Origin of the sequence: Novosphingobium sediminicola (assembly GCF_014196525.1) — a bacterium.
GTDB lineage: Bacteria > Pseudomonadota > Alphaproteobacteria > Sphingomonadales > Sphingomonadaceae > Novosphingobium > Novosphingobium sediminicola.
On record NZ_JACIDX010000002.1, the window covers coordinates 75,390 to 93,977 of the forward strand.

Consider the following 18,588-nt stretch of genomic DNA (forward strand, 5'->3'; position numbering starts at 1 on the left):
ATGCTCCTGTTGGTTGGGGCAGCGCGTCTGCGCCGCTGAGACAGGAGATGCATCCAGAACGATATTGGCTGTAGTCGGCAAAAATGATACTTAGCGTTCCATATAAGGAACGATGATGCGCGCCGATCTCAACGACTATGCCTATTTCGCCGCCGTTGTGGCGCATGGCGGCTTTGCCCCGGCCGGGCGCGCCCTGCGCGAGCCGAAATCGAAACTCAGCCGCCGCATCGCCGGGCTGGAGGCGCGCCTTGGCGTGCGCCTGATCGAACGATCCAGCCGCAGTTTCCGCGTGACCGAGGTGGGGCAGAGCTTCTACGAACGCTGCCGCGCGATGCTGGATGAGGCCGAGCAGGCCGAAGCCGCCGTCGCGCAGGCGCAGGCCGAACCCCATGGCCGCGTGCGTTTCAGTTGCCCGACCGGCCTTGTCGAGGTGATCCAGCCCAGCATCACCTCCTTCCTCGCCCGCTACACCAAAGTTCGGCTGCAACTGCTGGCCATCGACCGCCCGGTGGATCTGATCGAGGAGCGGATCGATCTGGCGCTGCGGGTGCGCGTGGCGCTGACCAGCGATGCGGCGCTGACCATGCGCACGCTGGGCCATTCCTCGCGCATTCTGGTGGGCAGCCCGCAAATGGCCAACCGCATCGGCGGAAATATCGAGGCGCTTGGTCAGGTGCCGACCCTTGGCACGGGCGACGAGATCGGCGAAATCGACTGGCATCTGGAACAGGAGCATGGCGCCAGCCATCGCCTGCGCCACGAACCGCGCATGACATGCAGCGATTTTGCCGCCGTGCGCGCCGCGGCCATCGCCGATCTGGGTGTGGGGCTTTTGCCCGATCACATCTGCGCCGAGGCTCTGGACGGCGGCCAACTGGTTCACATCCTGCCCGAATGGCGCGCGCAAAGGGGCATCGTCCATCTGGTTTTCACCACGCGGCGGGGGCTGCCCCCTGCGGTGCGCGCGCTGATCGACCATCTGGCGGCCCATTTCCCAAAGGAACGATAAGAAATCACGCAAAATACCCTAGGTAAATTACTTAATTATATGAATATTTAAGGCCGTCAGAGCGATCAATGAGATTTCCATATTGAATATTCCTCCTATCATGCCGCGTCTTGCCAGGAGGATGCAGCATGACCGATCTGACCGAAGGAAATGACGTTCTCGTCCTTAATCTCACTCAGAACAGCACCATCAATGCGCTGGGCGGAAATGACACGCTGACGATCATCGGTGTTGCCGACCGATACAGCGAAGAAGAGCTGCCTCTCTACAGCATCACCGCCAATGGCGGCGCGGGCGATGACCGGATCATCATTCAGGGCTATGTTTCAAGCGCCACGATTGATGGCGGCGCGGGCCATGATTTCATCAGCTTTATCGAGGATGACCCCGACCGTCCCGGCATTGCCTATGGCGGCGATGGCAATGACACGATCCTGGGCATCGAAGGCGTCGGGGGCGCTGGAAACGACTATCTGGGCAATGGCGGCGATGGTGGGGATGGCGACGACACCATCTATGGCGGCGACTATGGCGGCAGCTATGGCGGGGCCGGTTCTGACATGATATTCGATGCGACCATCGCCGACGGCGGGGCGGGCGATGATTTCATCTGGGGCGGCGAGGTGATCTCCGGCGGCAGCGGTTCAGACTATCTGCTTGGCGGCTATTATGCCTATGGCGGCGCGGGCAATGACATCATCCTGAGCAATTTTGCCGATGGCGGGGCGGGCCGTGATGTCTGGTTCGGCCTTTATCCCGATCTGAACGCGGGTACGGACGGCGACAAGATCGTTCTTAATGACGGCCATCATCTGGTCTCCTCCTTCTCGGGGGCGGCAGGCGAATTCATCCTGACCGCCGAAGGGGCAGCCATCGACGAGGACGGCGACGGGGTGGCCGACTGGGTCTATGAACACCCCGGTCTGAGCGCGACCGACTTTCTGGCGACGGGTTTCGACGGCGATCCTCTTGCCGCCGTGGACGATGCATTCACCGGCACGGCGGCGGCGGAATACATTCATGGCGGCGGCGGCGATGACGATCTGAGCGGGGGCGGCGGCCTTGATTTCATCTTCGGCGGGTTCGGCCATGATGTTCTCTCGGGCAATGCCGGGGATGACCTGTTGGTGGGCCAAGCGGGCGATGATCGCCTCTATGGCGGATCGGGCGCGGATGAACTGGATGGCGGCGATGGCAATGACACGCTTTCGGGCAGCGCAGGCGATGATTTCGCCTATGGCGGGGCGGGCAATGATGTGATCGCGGGGGGCGACGGCAACGACCGACTGCTGGGCGAAGGAGGCGATGACCGCGTCAACGGCGGCGATGGCGACGACACGATTGTGGGCGGCGCGGGCAAGGATGTGCTGACCGGGGGCAATGGCGCGGACCGCTTCATCTTTGCCGCCGGTGACAGCAAGGCGGGCGGATCGCTGCGCGATGTCATCACCGATTTCGAAACCGGCATCGACAAGCTCGACATATCCGCGCTCCACATCACGGATTATGCGGGCCAGATCGGCTTTCAATCAATCGGTTCGGGGCTGATCGTCTATGCCGATCTGGGCGGCAATGGTTACGACAATTCCGACTTTGCCGTGCAATTGACGGGCGTGAACGCGCTGGCGCAAAGCGATTTCATTCTGGCATGAGCCGCGCGGGCAGCGGCGATCCGTTGCCCCGATGCAGCGATAATTCCGGCGGATAAGATCCCCTTATCTTTGCCTTTGTGTCCGGACCCTTTCGCTCCTATTCTGGTCATTCGCATCGCCCATGCGGCCGCCCAACGCGCCGCTGTAACAGGGAGAGCAAGAGGATGACCCATGTTCTGAGAGCCGCCAGCCAGAGCGATCTGTCGGCGATCTATGAAATGGCCAAAAGCACCGGCGGCGGGTTTACCAACCTGCCCGCCGACCGGGCAAAGCTGGCGAACAAGCTGGAAATTGCCGCCGCTTCTTTTGCCCGCATGTCCGATGCCCTTGCCGACACTCTGGCCGACGACCGCTATATGTTCGTGCTGGAAAACACCGAAACCGGCAAGGTGCGCGGCACATGCCAGATCTTCTCCTGCATCGGCGCGGACCGGCCCCATTACAGCTATCGCATCGACGCCTTTACCCATTACAGCAGCGAATTCGGCCGGGCCATGCGCTGCGAAATGCTGACCATGGTGACCGATCACAATGGCAGCAGCGAGGTGGGCGGTCTGTTTCTGCACCCCACTGAAAGATCCGCCGGGGCCGGATCGCTGCTGGCGCGCAGCCGCTATCTGTTCATGGCGATGCACCGCCCGCGCTTTGCCGACCGCACGCTGGCCGAATTGCGCGGGGTGATCGACGATTTCGGCATATCGCCGTTCTGGGACGGGGTAACGGGCCGCTTCTTCGGCATGTCTTTCCGCGAGGCCGATGAGTTCAAGGCCCTGCACGGCGCGCAGTTCATCGCCGACCTGATGCCCAAACATCCGATCTATACCGCGATGATGCCCGAAAGCGCGATTGCCGTGATGGGCGTGGCCCATCCTTCGGGCCGCGCGGCGCAGAGGATGCTGGAGAAGGAAGGCTTTGCCTATCGCAATTACATCGACGTGTTTGACGGCGGCCCCACGATGATCTGCGCCACCGACGATATCGCCACGATCCGCTATGCAAGGCAGGATGCGCTGATCTCCATCGCGGACAATGACGGCCCGCAAAGTCTGGTCGCGCGCGGCAGGCTGGCGGGTTTCCGCGCCGCCTATGGCAAGGTGACGATGACCGAGGGCGGCATCATCCTCGACCCCGCAGCCGCAAAGGCCATTCGGGCCACAGCGGGCGAAAGGCTCACCCATATTCCCCATTGATAAGGCAGGAGGCTGGCGATGCTGGAGGTGAATTTCGACGGACTGGTCGGCCCCAGCCACAATTACGCGGGGCTGTCGCTGGGCAATATCGCCTCGGCCACCCATGCCGGCGCCACCTCCAGCCCGCGCGATGCCGCGCTTCAGGGCCTTGCCAAGATGCGGCGGATGATGGCGCTTGGCTTTGCGCAGGGGCTGCTGCTGCCCCATGATCGGCCCGATGCGAACTGGCTGCGGCAACTGGGCTTTGCGGGCAATGATATGGCGGTTTGCCGCGCCGCTTGGGAGGCCCAGCCCGCCCTCTTGCGCAATGCCTTTTCCGCCTCGGCCATGTGGACGGCCAATGCCGCCACCGTCTCGCCCCGGCCGGATACGGTCGATGGACGCACCCATATTTCGGTCGCCAATCTCTCCTCCATGCCCCATCGCAGCATCGAGGCGGGCCAGACCGGGCGCCAGTTGCGCCTGCTTTTCGCAGGACTGTCCGGCGTTGCGGTCCATGATCCCCTGCCCGCCTGTTTCGGTGATGAGGGCGCGGCCAATCATGTGCGCCTGTGCCCTGGTCATGGACAGCCGGGGCTGGAAATCTTCGTCCATGGCTCTGGACCGGTGAACGGCTTTCCCGCGCGGCAGCACGCTGCGGCCTCGCAGGCGCTGGTGCGGCGGCACAGGCTGGCGCCCGACCGGGCCATCCTGGCCCGGCAGAGCAATGACGCCATCGCCGCCGGGGCCTTTCACAATGATGTGGTCGCGGTGGCCAATGAAACCGTGCTGTTTACGCATGAGCAGGCCTTTGCCGAGCGGGAAAGTCTATATTCGCAAATCCGCCAGCTCATGCCTGAGGCCCAGATCATCGAGGTTCCCGCCAGCCTCGTGTCGCTCGACGATGCGATCCGCTCCTATCTTTTCAACTCGCAACTGGTGACGCTGGGCGATGGGGGTATGTTGCTGCTTTTGCCGGAGGAAGCCCGCGAGGTGCCCTCCGTGGCGCACTGGCTTCAGGATTTGGTGGGGGCGAATGGACCGATCGGCCAAGTGGAATTCATGCCCCTGCGCGAATCCATGCGCAATGGCGGAGGCCCGGCCTGCCTGCGGCTGCGCGTGGTGCTGGACCAGGGCGAACTGGCCGCGCTCGATCAGCGTTTCCTGCTCGATCCGGCCAAATGCGACGCGCTGGCCGCTCTGATCGAGCGCCACTGGCCCGAACGCATCGCGCCGGAGGACATCGGCCAGCCCGACCTCTGGCGGCAATGCCAAAGCGCGCGGGCGGCCTTGCTCGACCTGCTCGGCTTTGGCCCGGAGGAACTGCTATGATCGCTCCCCGCCCCGACCAGCCCTTTATCCGCATGGCGCGGATGGAGGACCTCGACGCCCTGTTCACGCTGGCGGGCCTGTCCGGCGGGGGCATGACCAATCTGCCGCAGGACCGCGAGGCCCTGAGCGAACGCCTGTCATGGAGCGAGCGCTCGATCAACGCGGAGATCACCGCGCCGCAGCATGAATTCTACATGCTGGTGCTGGAGGATGGCACGGGCCGCGTCATCGGCACGGCCAGCATCTTTTCACGCGTCGGCGCACAATGGCCGTTCTACAGCTATAAAGTGGCCCGCGTCACGCATGTCTCGCGCGGGCTGGACCGGATGTTTTCCACCCATGTCCTGCATCTGGTGAATGATTTCGACGGGGCGAGCGAGGTGGCGGGCCTGCTGCTGCATCCCGATGCGCGCGCCAAGGGCCTTGGCGCGATGCTGGCGCGCAGCCGCTTCCTCTTCATCGCCCAGCACCGCCAGCGTTTCGGCGATCAGGTTGTGGCCGAATTGCGCGGCTGGATGGACGGTCGCAACAGCCCCTTCTGGGATGCGGTGGCAGGCCCCTTCTTCGGCGGCGACATGCTGGAGGCGGACCTGTTCAACGCCATGCACGGCAATCAATTCATCGCCGATCTGATGCCGCGCTATCCGATCTACACCTCGATGCTGCCCGCTGATGCCCGCGCTGTGATCGGCCGCCCGCATGCCAATTCGGCCCCCGCCTATCGCCTGCTGCTGGCCGAGGATTTCCTCGACGACGGCTATTGCGACATTTTCGACGCAGGCCCCACCGTTCATGCCCGCACCGACCACATACGCACCATCCGCGAATGCGAAGTAATCGACCCGGACGTGCCGATACGCGCTACGAAAGACCCCCACCGCCTGTTCGCGGCGGGCCTTTTGCGCGATTTCCGCGTGTGGAAGGAGGACTGAGATGACCCTGCAATCCTATGATCCGGCCAGCGGCGAGATCATCTGGCAAGGCCCGGTGGATGGCCCCGCGCAATGCCACGCCGCGCTGGAACGCGCCCGCGCTGCCGCCCCCCTCTGGGCGCGAACCCCGCTGGAGGAGCGTCTGGCCATCGTCCGCCGCTATGCTGCCCTGCTCAAGGAAGGGCTGGAACCCTTCGCCCGCCTGATCTCGCGCGAGACGGGCAAGCAATTGTGGGAGAGCCGGGGCGAGGTCAGTGCCATGATCGGCAAGGTGGAAATTTCCATCGCCGCACAGGCCGAAAGGGCCGGAACGCGCGAACAGGCGATGCCGTTTGGTCGCTCAGTGCTGCGTCACAGGCCGCATGGGGTGATGGCGGTGCTGGGGCCGTATAATTTCCCCGGCCACCTGCCCAATGGCCATATCGTGCCCGCGCTGATCGCGGGTAATGTGGTGGTGTTCAAGCCATCGGAGGAAACTCCGGCGGTCGGCGCGCATATGGCCGCGCTCTGGACGGAGGCGGGCCTGCCCGATGGCGTGTTCCAGATCGTGCAGGGCAGGCGTGAGACGGGCGCGGCGCTGATCGGAGGCGATATTGACGGTCTGCTCTTCACCGGATCGGCGCAGGCCGGGCGCGCCTTCCGCCATGCCTTTGCCGACCGGCCGCATGTCATTCTGGCGCTGGAACTGGGCGGCAACAATCCGCTGGTGGCATGGGACGGCGATCCCGAGGCCGTCGCCTCGCTGGTCAGCCATTCGGCCTTTATCACCACGGGCCAGCGCTGCTCCTGCGCGCGTCGCCTGATCCTGCCGATAGGGGCGGAAGGGGACCGAATGCTTGACGCCGTGCTGGCGCAGGCGGCGATGTTGCCGGTCGGCGCGTGGGACGAGGGCGAAGGCTTTATGGGCCCGCTGATTTCGGCGCAGGCGGTGGACCGGGCGCGATGGGCGGTGGAGGCTTTGGCAGGTTCAGGCGCACGGATATTGCTGCCCGCCACCGCGCCGCGCGAGGGGAACGCCGCCTTCATGGGCGCCGCGGTGCTGGACGTGACCGGGATCGCCGCCCCTGATGAGGAGATATTTGCGCCCGTTTTGCAGGTCATCCGGGTGGAGGATTTCGATGCCGCCATAGCCGCGGCCAATAACACCGTTTTCGGCCTGTCGGCAGGCCTGATCGTGCAGGAACCGGCGCTATGGGACCGGTTCAGCGCCGAAATCCGCGCAGGCGTCGTCAACTGGAACCGCCCGACCACGGGGGCGGCCTCGACCATGCCCTTTGGCGGATTGGGGGGATCGGGCAATCACCGCCCCAGCGCTGCCTATGCCGCCGATTACTGCGCCTTTCCCGCCGCCAGTTTCGAGGCCACGCGCATCGAGAGTCTGCCTGTTCCGGGCCTGACGCCATGACGCCGACCGAAAGGGCCGTGGTGGATCGGGCCATGGCCGCGCCCATGCTCGATCAGGTCCTGCGCTGGGCCGCGATCAACAGCGGCAGTGGCAATCTGGCGGGCCTTGCCGCGATGGCGAGCGAGTTGACCGATGCCTGCGCCCCGCTGCCCGGAGCGGTCGAGTTGCTCGACCCCGCGCCCGTCACAAGGATCGACGCGCAGGGCCGCGAATGCGCGGTCGTCCATGGCCGCAACTTGCTGCTGACCGTGCGTCCAACGGCCCCGGTCCAGATCCTGCTGACCGGCCATATGGACACGGTTTTTGACACGAACCATCCGTTTCAGACCTGCCAATGGCTGCGGCCCGGTGTCCTCAATGGCCCCGGCGTGGCGGATATGAAGGGCGGGCTGGCCGTCATGATCGCCGCCTTGCATGCCTTTGAAACCTCGCCCGAATGCGAAAGGCTGGGCTATCAGGTCGTGTTCAACAGCGATGAGGAGGTCGGATCGCCCGGATCGGCGGCGCTGCTGGCGCGGGCGGCGGCGGGTAAACTGGCAGGGCTGACCTATGAACCCTCCGCCCTGCCCGATGGCACGCTGGCCGGTGCGCGGCCGGGCAGCGGTAATTTCTCGCTGGTGGTAACCGGGCGCAGCGCTCATGCCGGACGCAACCCGCAGGACGGGCGCAACGCCGTGGTGGCCGCCGCCGATCTGGCGCTGCGGCTCAGCGCGCTGGTTCGTCCCGGCCTGTCGGTCAATTGCGCGCGGATCGAGGGCGGCGGGCCGAACAATGTCGTGCCCGATCATGCGGTGCTGCGCGTCAACATCCGCCCGCGCACGCGGCTGGACGAAGCACTGGCCAGCGAAGCGCTAGACCGCATCATAGCGCAGGTAGCCGCCGCGCATGATCTGCATATCCACCGCCATGGCAGTTTTGCCCGCCCACCAAAGCCCGTCAATGCACGGGGGCAAAGGCTGCTCGAACTGGTGCGCGATTGCGGGCGGATGCTGGGGCAGGAGATCGGCTGGAAGGACAGTGGCGGGGTCTGCGATGGCAACAATATTGCGGCCTGCGGGGTTCCGGTGGTCGATACGATGGGCGTGCGCGGGGGCGCGATCCACTCACCCGATGAATATCTGATCGCCGACAGTCTGGGCGAGCGTGCCGCGTTGAGCGCGCTCTTGCTCTGCCGCCTTGCCCGCGACGGGCTCTAGGGCCGATCGGCCATCGCGGCATAGAGCGCGAAAGGATCGAGCACCGCGCGTCCCAACGCCACCTCGAACACCGCCTGCGCGCTCTGTTCGCCATAGGTTTCATGGCTTTCCGCGCCCAGATTGGATTGGAATATCCCCGCCGCGCTGACCGGAAGGAAGTCCTCATAGGTCAGCGGCTCCAGCGTGAATGAACCATCAGAAGCCTCCACGCGGCGGACATAGATCAATTCCAGCTCGACCAGAGCCTCCATATCATCGGGGAAATCGGCGAAGGCCTGCACCAGCCTTCGCTCATAGGGCATGTCCGCCGGTCCCGCCTGTGCCTGCGCCAGCAAGCGGTCATAAAGCGCACGGCCCTTGGGAGTGAGTGCCGCCCCGCGCTGTTCGATCTCGCCAAAGCGGGCTGTGTGGCGACCCGGCGCGCCCTCATCCCCGGCAAAGCGCACGCTCTCGGTCAGGGCCTTGAAACTGGTCTGGCGCAGAAGGATCGGGATCACACGCGGCGGCGGCCCCTCGATCACCTCCTTGATATCCAGCCCCTGCGCCAGCATCGCTGCCTGCGCCGCATCAATGTCCAGCGTGCGCGGGGTCAGATGGTTGATATGCGGCCCGCGAAAAGCCACCACATCGGCCACCAGACGATGGCTGGCCACCAACCGGTCATAGGTGGCGCGGTCCACCAGCGTATCCTCGTGCCAGCGGAAGGTTTCGAGCAGGCCCGCAACGAAGGCATCGGCCTCGGCCTCATCCAGCCCGCCTTGCGCCTCGTGCCGCTCGACCAGTGCCAGCACCTCAGGGCGAAAGATCTGCCGCGCCGCCAGCAATGCCGATGCCTCACGCCGCAGATCAGGATCGGCGATCAGTTCAAGCCGCAGCAGCGAACAGAATACCCGAAACGGATTGCGGGCCAGCGCTTCTTCCGTAATCGGGCGAAAGGCGGTCGAATGCACCGGCACCCCCGCCGGGGCCAGATCGTAATAGCCCACCGGCTCCATGCCCATCACCGCAAAGACCCGGCCCATCATCGCCAGTTCAGCAGCGGTGCCCACGCGGATCGCGCCATGCCGCTCGATCTCCACGCGCGCAGGGGTCTCGCCCGCCGGGGCCGCGCGGGCATTGACCTGCGCCACAATGGCCAGCAGATCGCCATAGAGCGGAACCTCGGCGCGATACATGGCGGAAAGCGCGCCGCAGAAACGGTCGCGAATGGTGCTGGCATCGACAAGCCCGGTTGTCATATTTTATCTCTCTCCACAGGCGCGGCGCCCCTATATCATGCCGTCATCATTCGATCACCACTTCAACCAGCGTAGGCAGCGCCGATGCCAATGACCAGTTGAGCGCGGCATCGAGATCCTCCGCCCGCTCGACCCGCCGAGCGCTGACGCCCTGCCCCGCCGCGATCTGCACGAAATCGAGGCCGGCCAGATCAGTCCCTTCTACGGTTTGCATGCCGAACAATCGCCCAAACCCGCGCAGGGCGTCATAGCGGCGGTTGTTGAAGATGATGAAGCTGACCGGCGTGCCCAATTTTGCCGCGCTCCACAGAGCCTGGATCGCATACATGGCCGATCCGTCGCCGATCAGGGCGATCACCTTTTCATCGGACCGCGCCAGCGCCATGCCGACCGCCGCAGGCAACCCATGGCCCAACCCTCCGCTGGCGCAGGTGTAGAAGCCATCGGGGCGCGTGATCGGCAGATGGTCGTGCATAGGGCCGCGCGCAGTGGGCGCCTCCTCGACGATCACACTGCGCGCAGGGCGCAGGGCGGCGATGCGCGAGAGCAGCCAGCGGTCGGTGATGGCTCCGCCGCCGGGCGCGGCCGGTTCGGGCCGGATCAAGGCGGGGGGCACCATGCGCTTTGGCGCAGAGGCGGATAGCAGCGTGGCGATGGCGTGCCCCGCATGGGCCACGATGGACAGGTCGCAGGGGGCCCAACTGGCCTGCCCCGGATGATCGGCGATGAAGATCGTGGTGGCGCCGGGCGGCAGATGCGGCCCTTCGCCCTCAACATGATAGAGGCTGAGCGGACCGCCGATGGCGAGGATCACATCATGGTCGCCCAATGTGGCGACGATGGCCTCTCGCCGGGGATCGAGAAAGCCGGCAAAGAGGCGATGATCCTCAGGAAAGCTGCAGCGCGCGCTGAAAGGGGCGACATATGTGGCCGCCTGATGCTTTTCGGCCAGCGCGATGGCCGCGCCCCATGCCCCGTCGCGCGCCACCCCCGCGCCCAGCACCAGCGCGGGCCGCCGCGCCCCGGCCAGCAAGGCTGCGGCCTCGGCCAGCAGCGCCGGATCGCCGGGATTGGCAGCCCCGGCGCGAGGGGGGATCACGGGGTTGCAATCGCGCTCCCAATCATCAATCGGGATGGAAACGAAGGTCGGCCCGCGTGGCGGCTGCATCGCCACGATCCACGCGCGGGCGACGGCGGCGGGAACATCCTGCGCGCGGGCCGGTTCGACCGACCATTTGACAAAGGGGCGAGGAAATTCGGCGGCCCCTTCGGCATAGAGGAAAGGTTCGAAGGGCAGGATCGAGCGCGCCTGTTGCCCGGCCGTGACGACCAGCGGCGTCTGATTGCGAAAGGCGGTGAACAGATTGCCCAGCGCATGGCCCGTGCCCGCGCTGGAATGCAGGTTGACCAGCGCCGCGCGGCCCGTCCCTTGCGCATAGCCATCGGCCATGGCCATCACCACGCTTTCCTGAAGCCCCAGCACATAGCGGAAATCATTGGGAAAATCGCGGAACATCGGCAATTCGGTGCTGCCCGGATTGCCAAAGATCGTGGTCATGCCCAATTGGCGCAACAGCGCCTGCGTGGCCTCGCGAACGGTGGTCATCTGTCCTCTCCTTTGCCCGCGATGGTGGCGCAAAAGCGCAGCGGTGGCCATGGCAAACACGCGGGCTGCGGTACAGAATCATGGCAGGTAATGAGGCGGGAATAATGAACGGTTTCATCGCCTGTCGGGGTGCCAATATGAATATATATATTAATCCTGGCGCCTAATTAATTACGAGCGATATGGGAGATCCATCCCCATCCTTGTCAAATATAAATTGTTAAATTTCACGATTATTTCAATGCTGAACGGATGTTAATCGACAGAAATCCCGAAATTTCGCGGTTTTGATCTTCGCCAAGTTACATCAATGCAACATTCGTCAGCGGCCGCCTCCCAAGCGCCAGCGCGCCGCTTGAGCCCAAAAGTTGGGGCCGATAGGCACTCCTCACGCAACACCTTCAAACAACGAGGATATTATGAAAGCTATCGCTCCCGCCGCTCTGGCGCTCGCCATTCTCGCCTCGGCCCCGGCCCATGCCGAGGCCGCCCGCGGCCCCCGCATCGAGGCGAAGGTCGGCTATGATTCCACCTCGATCGAATTTGTCGGCTGGAGCGTGTCCCCCTCCGGCTTCGCCTATGGCGGCGAAGTCGGCTATGACCTGCCGGTCAGCAAGAACATCTCGCTTGGCGCCGATGCCGAAATCACCGGCACCACCACGCAATATCGTATGGGCGACTACAAGCTGGAATTTGGCCGCGACCTTTATGCAGGCGGGCGCATCACCGTTGCGGCCACCCGCAACGTCAACCTCTATGCCAAGGTCGGCTATGCCAATCTCCGCAGCATTGAAACGCTCGGTCCGCTTGGGGTGACCGGCAATGGCGACGGCGTGCGTTTCGGCGGCGGCGCGCAATATCTGTTTGACAAGAATTTCTATGCCAGCGTCGAATATCGCTACACCAATTATCAGGCCAATGTTTCGCGCAACCAGGTGCTGACCGGCATCGGTTACCGCTTCTGATCCGGGGCGGGCCCTCGATCGTCCTCCATCGGCGGGATGATCGGGGGCTCCGGCTTGGCGCCCACCCCGATTTCGGCCAGCAGCCATTCGCGAAAGCGACGGATTTTGGGGGTGCGGCGGCGATGTTCGGGATAGACGAACCAATAGGCGATCCCCAGACTGGAAACTTGCGGGAACAATTGGACCAGCCGCCGGTCCGACATATCCTGATGCCAGAAAAACGGTGTCAGCATGGCGACGCCCTGCCCCGCCATGGCGGCATGGCCGTCATTGGCCTGCGAATCCATGCGCACGCCCTGCAAGGCCCCCTCGTTAGCCTGCGCCAGCCCCGCCTGTCGCAACCAGCAGACCCATGAGGGATCATGCGGGCTGATCAGGGGCAGGCCCAGCAAATCCTGCGGCAGGATGCGCCCGCCCTGCGCCGCCAGAAAGCCGGGGCTGCACATGGGCGTAAAATCCTGCTCCATCAACCGGTCCGCCGCAAGGCCCGGCCACGCGCCGCTGCCCGACCGCACCGCCACATCGACCCCGTCGCCCGAGAGATCGGACAGACCTTCCTGCATCAACAGGCGCACGGCTATGTCGGGATAGCGCATCTGAAACCGTCCGATCCGCCATGCCAGCCAGGCATTGGCAAAGGTCGGCGTGGTCGAAATGGTCAGCGTGGTGTCATCATCGGCGCGCATTTCGGCAAAGGCGGCCTCGATCATGTCCAGCCCTTTGCCGATCTGGCCCGCCGCGCGCCGCGCCGCATCGGTCAGCACCACGCGCTGCCGTTCGCGCCGGAACAATTGCTGACCCAGATTATCCTCGATCAGGCGGATCTGATGGCTGACGGCAGCCTGCGTCATGCCCAGTTCGCGAGCGGCGGCGGTGAAATTTTCATGCCGCGCCGCCGCTTCGAAAACGCGGACGGCGGCCAAAGGGGGAATCTTACGCATGGGCACATCATAAGCATAGCTAATGATATCTGTCGATCAATTGGTTGGCCGACATGCGCAGCGAATGGCAAAGCGACCTTACAGTTTAGAGGACATTCGCCATGCAACAAGCATCCATACCCCGCTCAAACCGGGGCAATCTCTCCCCTCTGCTCTCTTTGCAGACGCTGTGGCTGGCGGTTGTGCATGTGTCAGCCGTCCAAGTCCGCATCGCCTTTGCCAGCCCATGGGACAGCATGCGGCCATAGACCTGACTTATCGACTACGCCGCAGCAGTCCTGGCACGGCAAACCCAAGCGCCATCGCCCGATAAGCATAGCTGGCCAGCAGGGCGATCCAGATGCCTGCGTCGCCCATCGGCTTTAATGTGAAGTCGGTCAGCAGATAGAGGCCCAGCGCGACCAGCGCCGCATTGCGCAGAGCGGCACCGGCAATCGCGCCGATGAAAATGCCGTCGAGCAGCCAACTGGCCACGCCCACCAGAGGCACAGCCGCGCAATAGGGCAGCATCGCATTGGCCAGCCCCCGGATCGCCGCATCATGGGTAAGAAAAGCGATGGCGGCCGGGCCGGCCAGAAAAATGGCCAGCGAAAACAGCAAACCGCCGCCCAGCGAAAACTCCCCCGTCAGGCGGATCGCACGCAGCAATGTGGCGCGCGAACGCGCACCGATGGCCGCCCCTACCCGCGCCTCGGCGGTAAAGGCGAAGCCATCGAGGACAAAGGCGCTGATACTGACCATCTGCATCAACACATGATTGGCGGCCAGCGGCACCGGCCCCAGCGCAGCGGCCGAACGCGTGAACCATGTGAAGATCGCCAGTAGAGCCAGCGTGCGCACCATAATATCGGCATTAACCACCACCAGCCGCCGAACCGCCGCCATATCCAGCAGTCGCGCGCGGCCAATCGTACGTAATTGCCCCCGCCAGTCCGGCCCCAACACGAGGGCAATGGCTGCAATCCCGCCCGCCAACGCGCTCCATTCGGCGAGTGTCGTGCCCAGACCCACGCCCCGCGCGCCCATGCCCAGCGCGCCGACAAAGAGCAGATCAAGGCCGATGTTCATCCCGTTCATCAACGCCTGCACGCCCAGCGCCAGTCGCGTCCGCCCAAGGCCGAGCAGCCAGCCATTGATCGCGTAAAAGCCCAGCGCCGCCGGGGCGCCCAGAAAGCGCATGGTTAGAAAGTCATGCGCCGCATCGCCCACACCTGCAGGGGCGGCCATCAGCCTCAGACCCAGCGGCACGATCACCGGCGAAAGCGCCAGCAACATCACCCCCAGCCCCAACCCAAGCGCCAGCGAGCGCAGGATGGTCGCGCAGACCTCCTCATCGTCCCTCGCCCCTTTCGCCTGCGCGGTGATTCCGGTCACGCCCATGCGCAGAAAGCCGAAGCTCCAGAATACGAGGTTGAGGATCGTCGTGCCCAGCGCCACCCCGCCCAGATTGCGACCATCGCTAAGCCGACCGATGACCGCGACATCGACCACGCTGACCAGCGGCATCAGCGCCTGACCCAGAATAATCGGCCATGCCTGCGCGAAAATAGCGCCTCGGGTGATGTTCCTATCGTCAGCCAACGGGCAGCGCCGTGGTATATTTCGTCATCGACAGCGCGAAATGCGAGGCCGCCGCGCCCACTGCGGGATGTTCCAAAAGGGTGCGCATCAGGAAATTTTCATAATCGGCCACATCGGCCACGACGATCCGCAACAGATAGTCCCACTCGCCCGACATGGAGAAACATTCGACCACCTCGGGCCGGGCCCGCACGAATTCCTCAAAGGGCCGACGCACCTCCTGCGCATGATGGCGCACGCGAATGTTGCAGAACACATTGACCCCGCGCCCGATCTTGTCCGGATCGACCAGCCGGACCGTCGCAGTCAGAATGCCCGCCGCCTCCAGCGCCTTGATACGACGCCAGCATGAGGCAGAAGATGTGCCCACTCGCTCGCCCAATTCTGCATGGCTGAGCGATCCATCATGCTGGAGCGCGTCAATGATTCGCAGGTCGATCGGATCAAGGCGATATTCCTGTTTCACAGATCACCATATGATTGAGTTTCTGTTTCATAATATCGCCAAATTGCCGGGTTTTTGAAACCCAATCAAGCTGGTTTTGTGAGATAATTGCATCATGACCCACTATAGCGCCGTCAAACCCCCGGAGGCCGCCGACGACTGGACCATTCCGCAAGAGTGGGACAGATACGGCGCGGATGAGCATGCCATGTGGGATCATCTGTTCGAGCGGCAGACGCGGATGTTGCCGGGGCGCGTGGCCCCTGCTTTTCTGGAGGGGCTCGACATTTTGCGCCTGTCCAAACCGGGCATTCCCGATTTTACCGAACTCAACGCCCGTCTGATGGATGCCACCGGATGGCAGGTGGTCGCGGTGCCGGGGCTGGTGCCCGATGCGGTGTTTTTCGACCATCTGGCCAACCGGCGCTTTGTGGCGGGGCGCTTCATCCGCACGCCCGAACAGATCGACTATCTGGAAGAACCCGATATTTTCCACGATGTCTTTGGCCATGTGCCGCTGCTGGCCAATCCCGTTTTCGCCGATTTCATGCAGGCCTATGGCCGGGGCGGACAGCGCGCCGGGGAACTGGGCGCGATCGAAAGGCTGGCGCGGCTCTATTGGTACACGGTGGAATTCGGGCTGATACGCGGGGCCGAGGGGCTGCTGATCTATGGCGCAGGGATCGTCTCCTCTTTCAGCGAGTCGATCTTTGCCCTCGACGATCCCTCGCCCAACCGGATCGCTTTCGATCTGGGGCGCGTGATGCGCACGCCTTACCGCATTGACGATTTTCAGCAGACCTATTTCGTGATCGACAGTTTCGAGGATCTGTTGCACCAGACTATCGAAAGCGATTTCGCCCCGCTCTATCGCGCCTTGCAAGGCACGCCGGATATTGATCCCGCCGCCGTGCTGGACAGCGACCGCGTGGACCATCGGGGCACCCAGCATTACGCCCATTCCAGAACCGTCCCAACCAAGGCCCCCGCATGACCGTCACCCCCCTGCCCATGCCCGCCATCAACGAAGCTCTAGAGGCCTTGCCGGGCTGGACCTATGACGCCCCGCGCAAGGCGATCCATCGGCGCATCCTCCTCAAGGATTTCGCGCAAGCCCTCGCGCTGATGGTGCGGATCGGCGTTGAGGCGGAAAAGCGCGACCATCATCCCGAATGGACCAATGTCTATAACCGGCTCGACATCTGGCTGACCACCCATGATGCAGGCGGCGTTTCGGCGCGCGATCTGGAACTGGCCCGCCGGATCGACGAATTGATCTAAGCCGGATTTTCCCGCGCATATTGGCTTGACCTTAACGCGCGGTGTTACAACCATAGCGCGATGAGATGGCCCCCCTCCCACTCCCTGCTCCGTGCGGCGGTCACGCTGCGTCAATGGCTGCGGGGCAGCGAGCTGGCATTTATCCTGCTTGCTGTGGCGGTGGGCGCCATGGCGGGCTTGACCACGGCGGCGCAAGGCTGGCTGGCCCATGCGATACAGGGGCTGATCTATGGCGTCGCGGCCAACCGGCTGAGCGCGCTGGCGGAAATCCATCATCCGTGGAAACTGCTGGCACTGCCGCTGGGCGGGCTGGTGCTGGTGCTGCTGGGGCGCGTTTTGGCCCGCCGCGCTGGCGCCACCAGAACCGGCGCACCCATCGACGTGGTGGAGGCCAATGCGCTGCATGGCGGGCGGATCCCGGCCTTCGACAATCTGGTGATTGCGGCCCAGACCATTCTGTCCAACGGCTGCGGCGCCTCGGTGGGGCTGGAGGCGACCTATGCCCAGATGGGCGGCGGCATCGCATCGCTCTTGGGCCAGTGGTTGCGGTTGCGGCGGGCAGATCTGCGCAATCTGGTGGGCGCGGGCGCGGGCGCAGCGGTCGGGGCGGCCTTTGGCGCGCCGCTGACGGGCGCTTTCTATGCCTTTGAAATCGTGATCGGCGCTTACAGCACAGGTGCCGTCGCCCCGGTGATTGCTGCGGCGCTGGCGGCGGCGCTGGTGCTGCGCGGGATGCATAGCGAACCTTATCTGATCGCCACCACCGCAACGCGCGCGATCACCATTGTCGATTATGGGGCCTATGCCCTGCTGGGCGCCCTGTGCGCGCTGATGGGGATTGGCGTGATGCGCCTCGTCACGTTGGCCGAGCGGTGGTTTCAGGCATGGCCCGTGCTGGTACGCTGGCGGCCGGTGGCGGGCGGGGTGATGCTGGCCGGGCTGGCGCTGCTTTCGCCCCAGACGCTCTCGGCAGGCCATGGCGCGCTGCATCTCAATATGCTGCTCCAGCCGCCGGTGCCGTTGCTGCTCTTTGTCATGGCGCTCAAGATCGCCGCCTCGGTGATTTCATTGGCCAGCGGATTTCGCGGCGGGCTGTTCTTCGCCTCGCTGTTCCTCGGCTCGCTGCTGGGCCAGGTCTTTGGGCAAGTGTTCAACCTCAACCCATGGGGGCTGGTGCTATCGCCGGTCGATGCCGCGCTGGTGGGCATGGCGGGGCTGAGCGTGTCCATCGTGGGCGGGCCGATGACGCTGGCGCTGTTGATGCTGGAAACCACGCATGATTTTGCGCTGATGGGCGTGGTGCTGACCGCCGCGCTGGTTTCCGCCAGCATCACGCGCGAAATGTTCGGCTATTCCTTCTCGACATGGCGGCTGCATGTGCGCGGCACCGACATTCGCAGCCCGCGCGACATCGGCTGGATGCTGACGCTGAACGCGGGGCGCATGATGCGGCGCGACTGGACCAGCGTGCGGGGCGACATGAGCGTCGCGCAATTTCGCGAAACCGTGCCGCTGGGCGCGACCAGCAAAGCGATCATTACCGATGCCGATGGCCATTATTGCGGCATCGTGGCCACCGCCGCCGCCCATGCGCCGCAGGGCGACCCTCTGGCGCCGGTGGGTTCGCTGGCGCTGCTGGCCGACACCACGCTGACCCCCGCCATGGGGATCAAAAGCGTGCTGAACAGTTTCGACAGCGCGATGGCCGACGAACTGGCCGTGGTGGACGCGCAGGGGCAAGTCGTCGGCGTGGTCAGCGAACGCCACGCGCGGCGGCGCTATCTGGAAGAGATCGAGGCGGCCCAAAGGCAGATGTTTGGCGAAACCTCGCGCTGA

16 protein-coding genes are annotated in these 18,588 nt (G+C 64.3%); 11 read left to right on the forward strand and 5 right to left on the reverse strand.

Going from position 1 to position 18,588, the window contains the following annotated elements:
• The first annotated feature begins 112 nt into the window (after positions 1–112).
• The 7 genes from GGR38_RS02965 (at position 113) to GGR38_RS02995 (ending at position 8,695) form a co-directional block, all read left to right on the forward strand.
• Positions 113–1,009, forward strand: coding sequence for a LysR family transcriptional regulator (locus GGR38_RS02965; protein ID WP_246404201.1), 897 nt, complete (start codon positions 113–115; stop codon positions 1,007–1,009).
• Between the two features lie 128 nt (positions 1,010–1,137).
• Positions 1,138–2,661 carry a calcium-binding protein gene (locus GGR38_RS02970; protein ID WP_183622503.1) on the forward strand — a complete coding sequence of 508 codons (1,524 nt, stop codon included), beginning with the start codon at positions 1,138–1,140 and terminating at the stop codon, positions 2,659–2,661.
• Positions 2,662–2,825: 164 nt separating this feature from the next.
• Positions 2,826–3,851 carry an arginine N-succinyltransferase gene (locus GGR38_RS02975; protein WP_183622505.1) on the forward strand — a complete coding sequence of 342 codons (1,026 nt, stop codon included), beginning with the start codon at positions 2,826–2,828 and terminating at the stop codon, positions 3,849–3,851.
• A gap of 18 nt (positions 3,852–3,869) precedes the next feature.
• Entirely contained in the window at positions 3,870–5,162 is a 1,293-nt protein-coding gene (locus GGR38_RS02980) for an N-succinylarginine dihydrolase (protein WP_183622507.1), read from the forward strand.
• Entirely contained in the window at positions 5,159–6,094 is a 936-nt protein-coding gene (locus GGR38_RS02985; protein WP_183622509.1) for an arginine N-succinyltransferase, read from the forward strand. Before GGR38_RS02980 ends, GGR38_RS02985 begins: the two co-directional genes overlap by 4 nt.
• 1 nt (position 6,095) lies before the next feature.
• Complete coding sequence (astD, locus tag GGR38_RS02990; protein WP_183622511.1) at positions 6,096–7,499, forward strand: succinylglutamate-semialdehyde dehydrogenase; 1,404 nt, start codon at positions 6,096–6,098, stop codon at positions 7,497–7,499.
• The gene (locus tag GGR38_RS02995; protein ID WP_183622513.1) at positions 7,496–8,695 is read left to right on the forward strand and encodes a hydrolase; all 1,200 of its coding nucleotides are present in this window, start codon (positions 7,496–7,498) and stop codon (positions 8,693–8,695) included. The genes astD and GGR38_RS02995 overlap by 4 nt, the downstream gene beginning before the upstream one ends.
• Here the strand turns inward: GGR38_RS02995 and GGR38_RS03000 are convergent.
• Together GGR38_RS03000 and mdlC are read right to left on the reverse strand one after the other, a co-directional pair.
• Complete coding sequence (locus GGR38_RS03000; protein WP_183622515.1) at positions 8,692–9,933, reverse strand: VOC family protein; 1,242 nt, start codon at positions 9,931–9,933, stop codon at positions 8,692–8,694. The two genes, GGR38_RS02995 and GGR38_RS03000, sit on opposite strands and share 4 nt — an antisense overlap.
• Positions 9,934–9,979: 46 nt before the next feature.
• A complete protein-coding gene (mdlC, locus tag GGR38_RS03005) occupies positions 9,980–11,539 on the reverse strand; it encodes a benzoylformate decarboxylase (protein WP_183622517.1) in 1,560 nt (519 codons plus the stop codon).
• Between the two features lie 419 nt (positions 11,540–11,958).
• Here mdlC and GGR38_RS03010 point away from each other — a divergent pair, with 419 nt between their 5' ends.
• Positions 11,959–12,504 carry an outer membrane protein gene (locus GGR38_RS03010; protein ID WP_183622519.1) on the forward strand — a complete coding sequence of 182 codons (546 nt, stop codon included), beginning with the start codon at positions 11,959–11,961 and terminating at the stop codon, positions 12,502–12,504.
• Here GGR38_RS03010 and GGR38_RS03015 read toward each other — a convergent pair.
• The 3 genes from GGR38_RS03015 to GGR38_RS03025 form a co-directional block, all read right to left on the reverse strand.
• Entirely contained in the window at positions 12,492–13,445 is a 954-nt protein-coding gene (locus GGR38_RS03015; RefSeq protein ID WP_183622521.1) for a LysR substrate-binding domain-containing protein, read from the reverse strand. The genes GGR38_RS03010 and GGR38_RS03015 overlap by 13 nt on opposite strands.
• Positions 13,446–13,700: 255 nt before the next feature.
• Positions 13,701–15,026 carry an MATE family efflux transporter gene (locus tag GGR38_RS03020; protein WP_246404202.1) on the reverse strand — a complete coding sequence of 442 codons (1,326 nt, stop codon included), beginning with the start codon at positions 15,024–15,026 and terminating at the stop codon, positions 13,701–13,703.
• Positions 15,019–15,492, reverse strand: coding sequence for an Lrp/AsnC ligand binding domain-containing protein (locus GGR38_RS03025; protein WP_183622523.1), 474 nt, complete (start codon positions 15,490–15,492; stop codon positions 15,019–15,021). Before GGR38_RS03025 ends, GGR38_RS03020 begins: the two co-directional genes overlap by 8 nt.
• Positions 15,493–15,586: 94 nt before the next feature.
• On the opposite strand from GGR38_RS03025, the gene phhA reads away from it, so the two are divergent.
• The 3 genes from phhA to GGR38_RS03040 are packed head-to-tail and all read left to right on the forward strand — an operon-like array spanning position 15,587 to position 18,588.
• On the forward strand, positions 15,587–16,465 hold the full coding sequence (gene phhA / locus GGR38_RS03030; protein WP_183622525.1) for a phenylalanine 4-monooxygenase: 879 nt from the start codon (positions 15,587–15,589) through the stop codon (positions 16,463–16,465).
• Entirely contained in the window at positions 16,462–16,752 is a 291-nt protein-coding gene (locus tag GGR38_RS03035; RefSeq protein ID WP_183622527.1) for a 4a-hydroxytetrahydrobiopterin dehydratase, read from the forward strand. The genes phhA and GGR38_RS03035 overlap by 4 nt, the downstream gene beginning before the upstream one ends.
• Before the next feature lie 60 nt (positions 16,753–16,812).
• Positions 16,813–18,588, forward strand: a complete 1,776-nt coding sequence (locus GGR38_RS03040) for a chloride channel protein (RefSeq protein WP_183622529.1) — start codon at positions 16,813–16,815, stop codon at positions 18,586–18,588.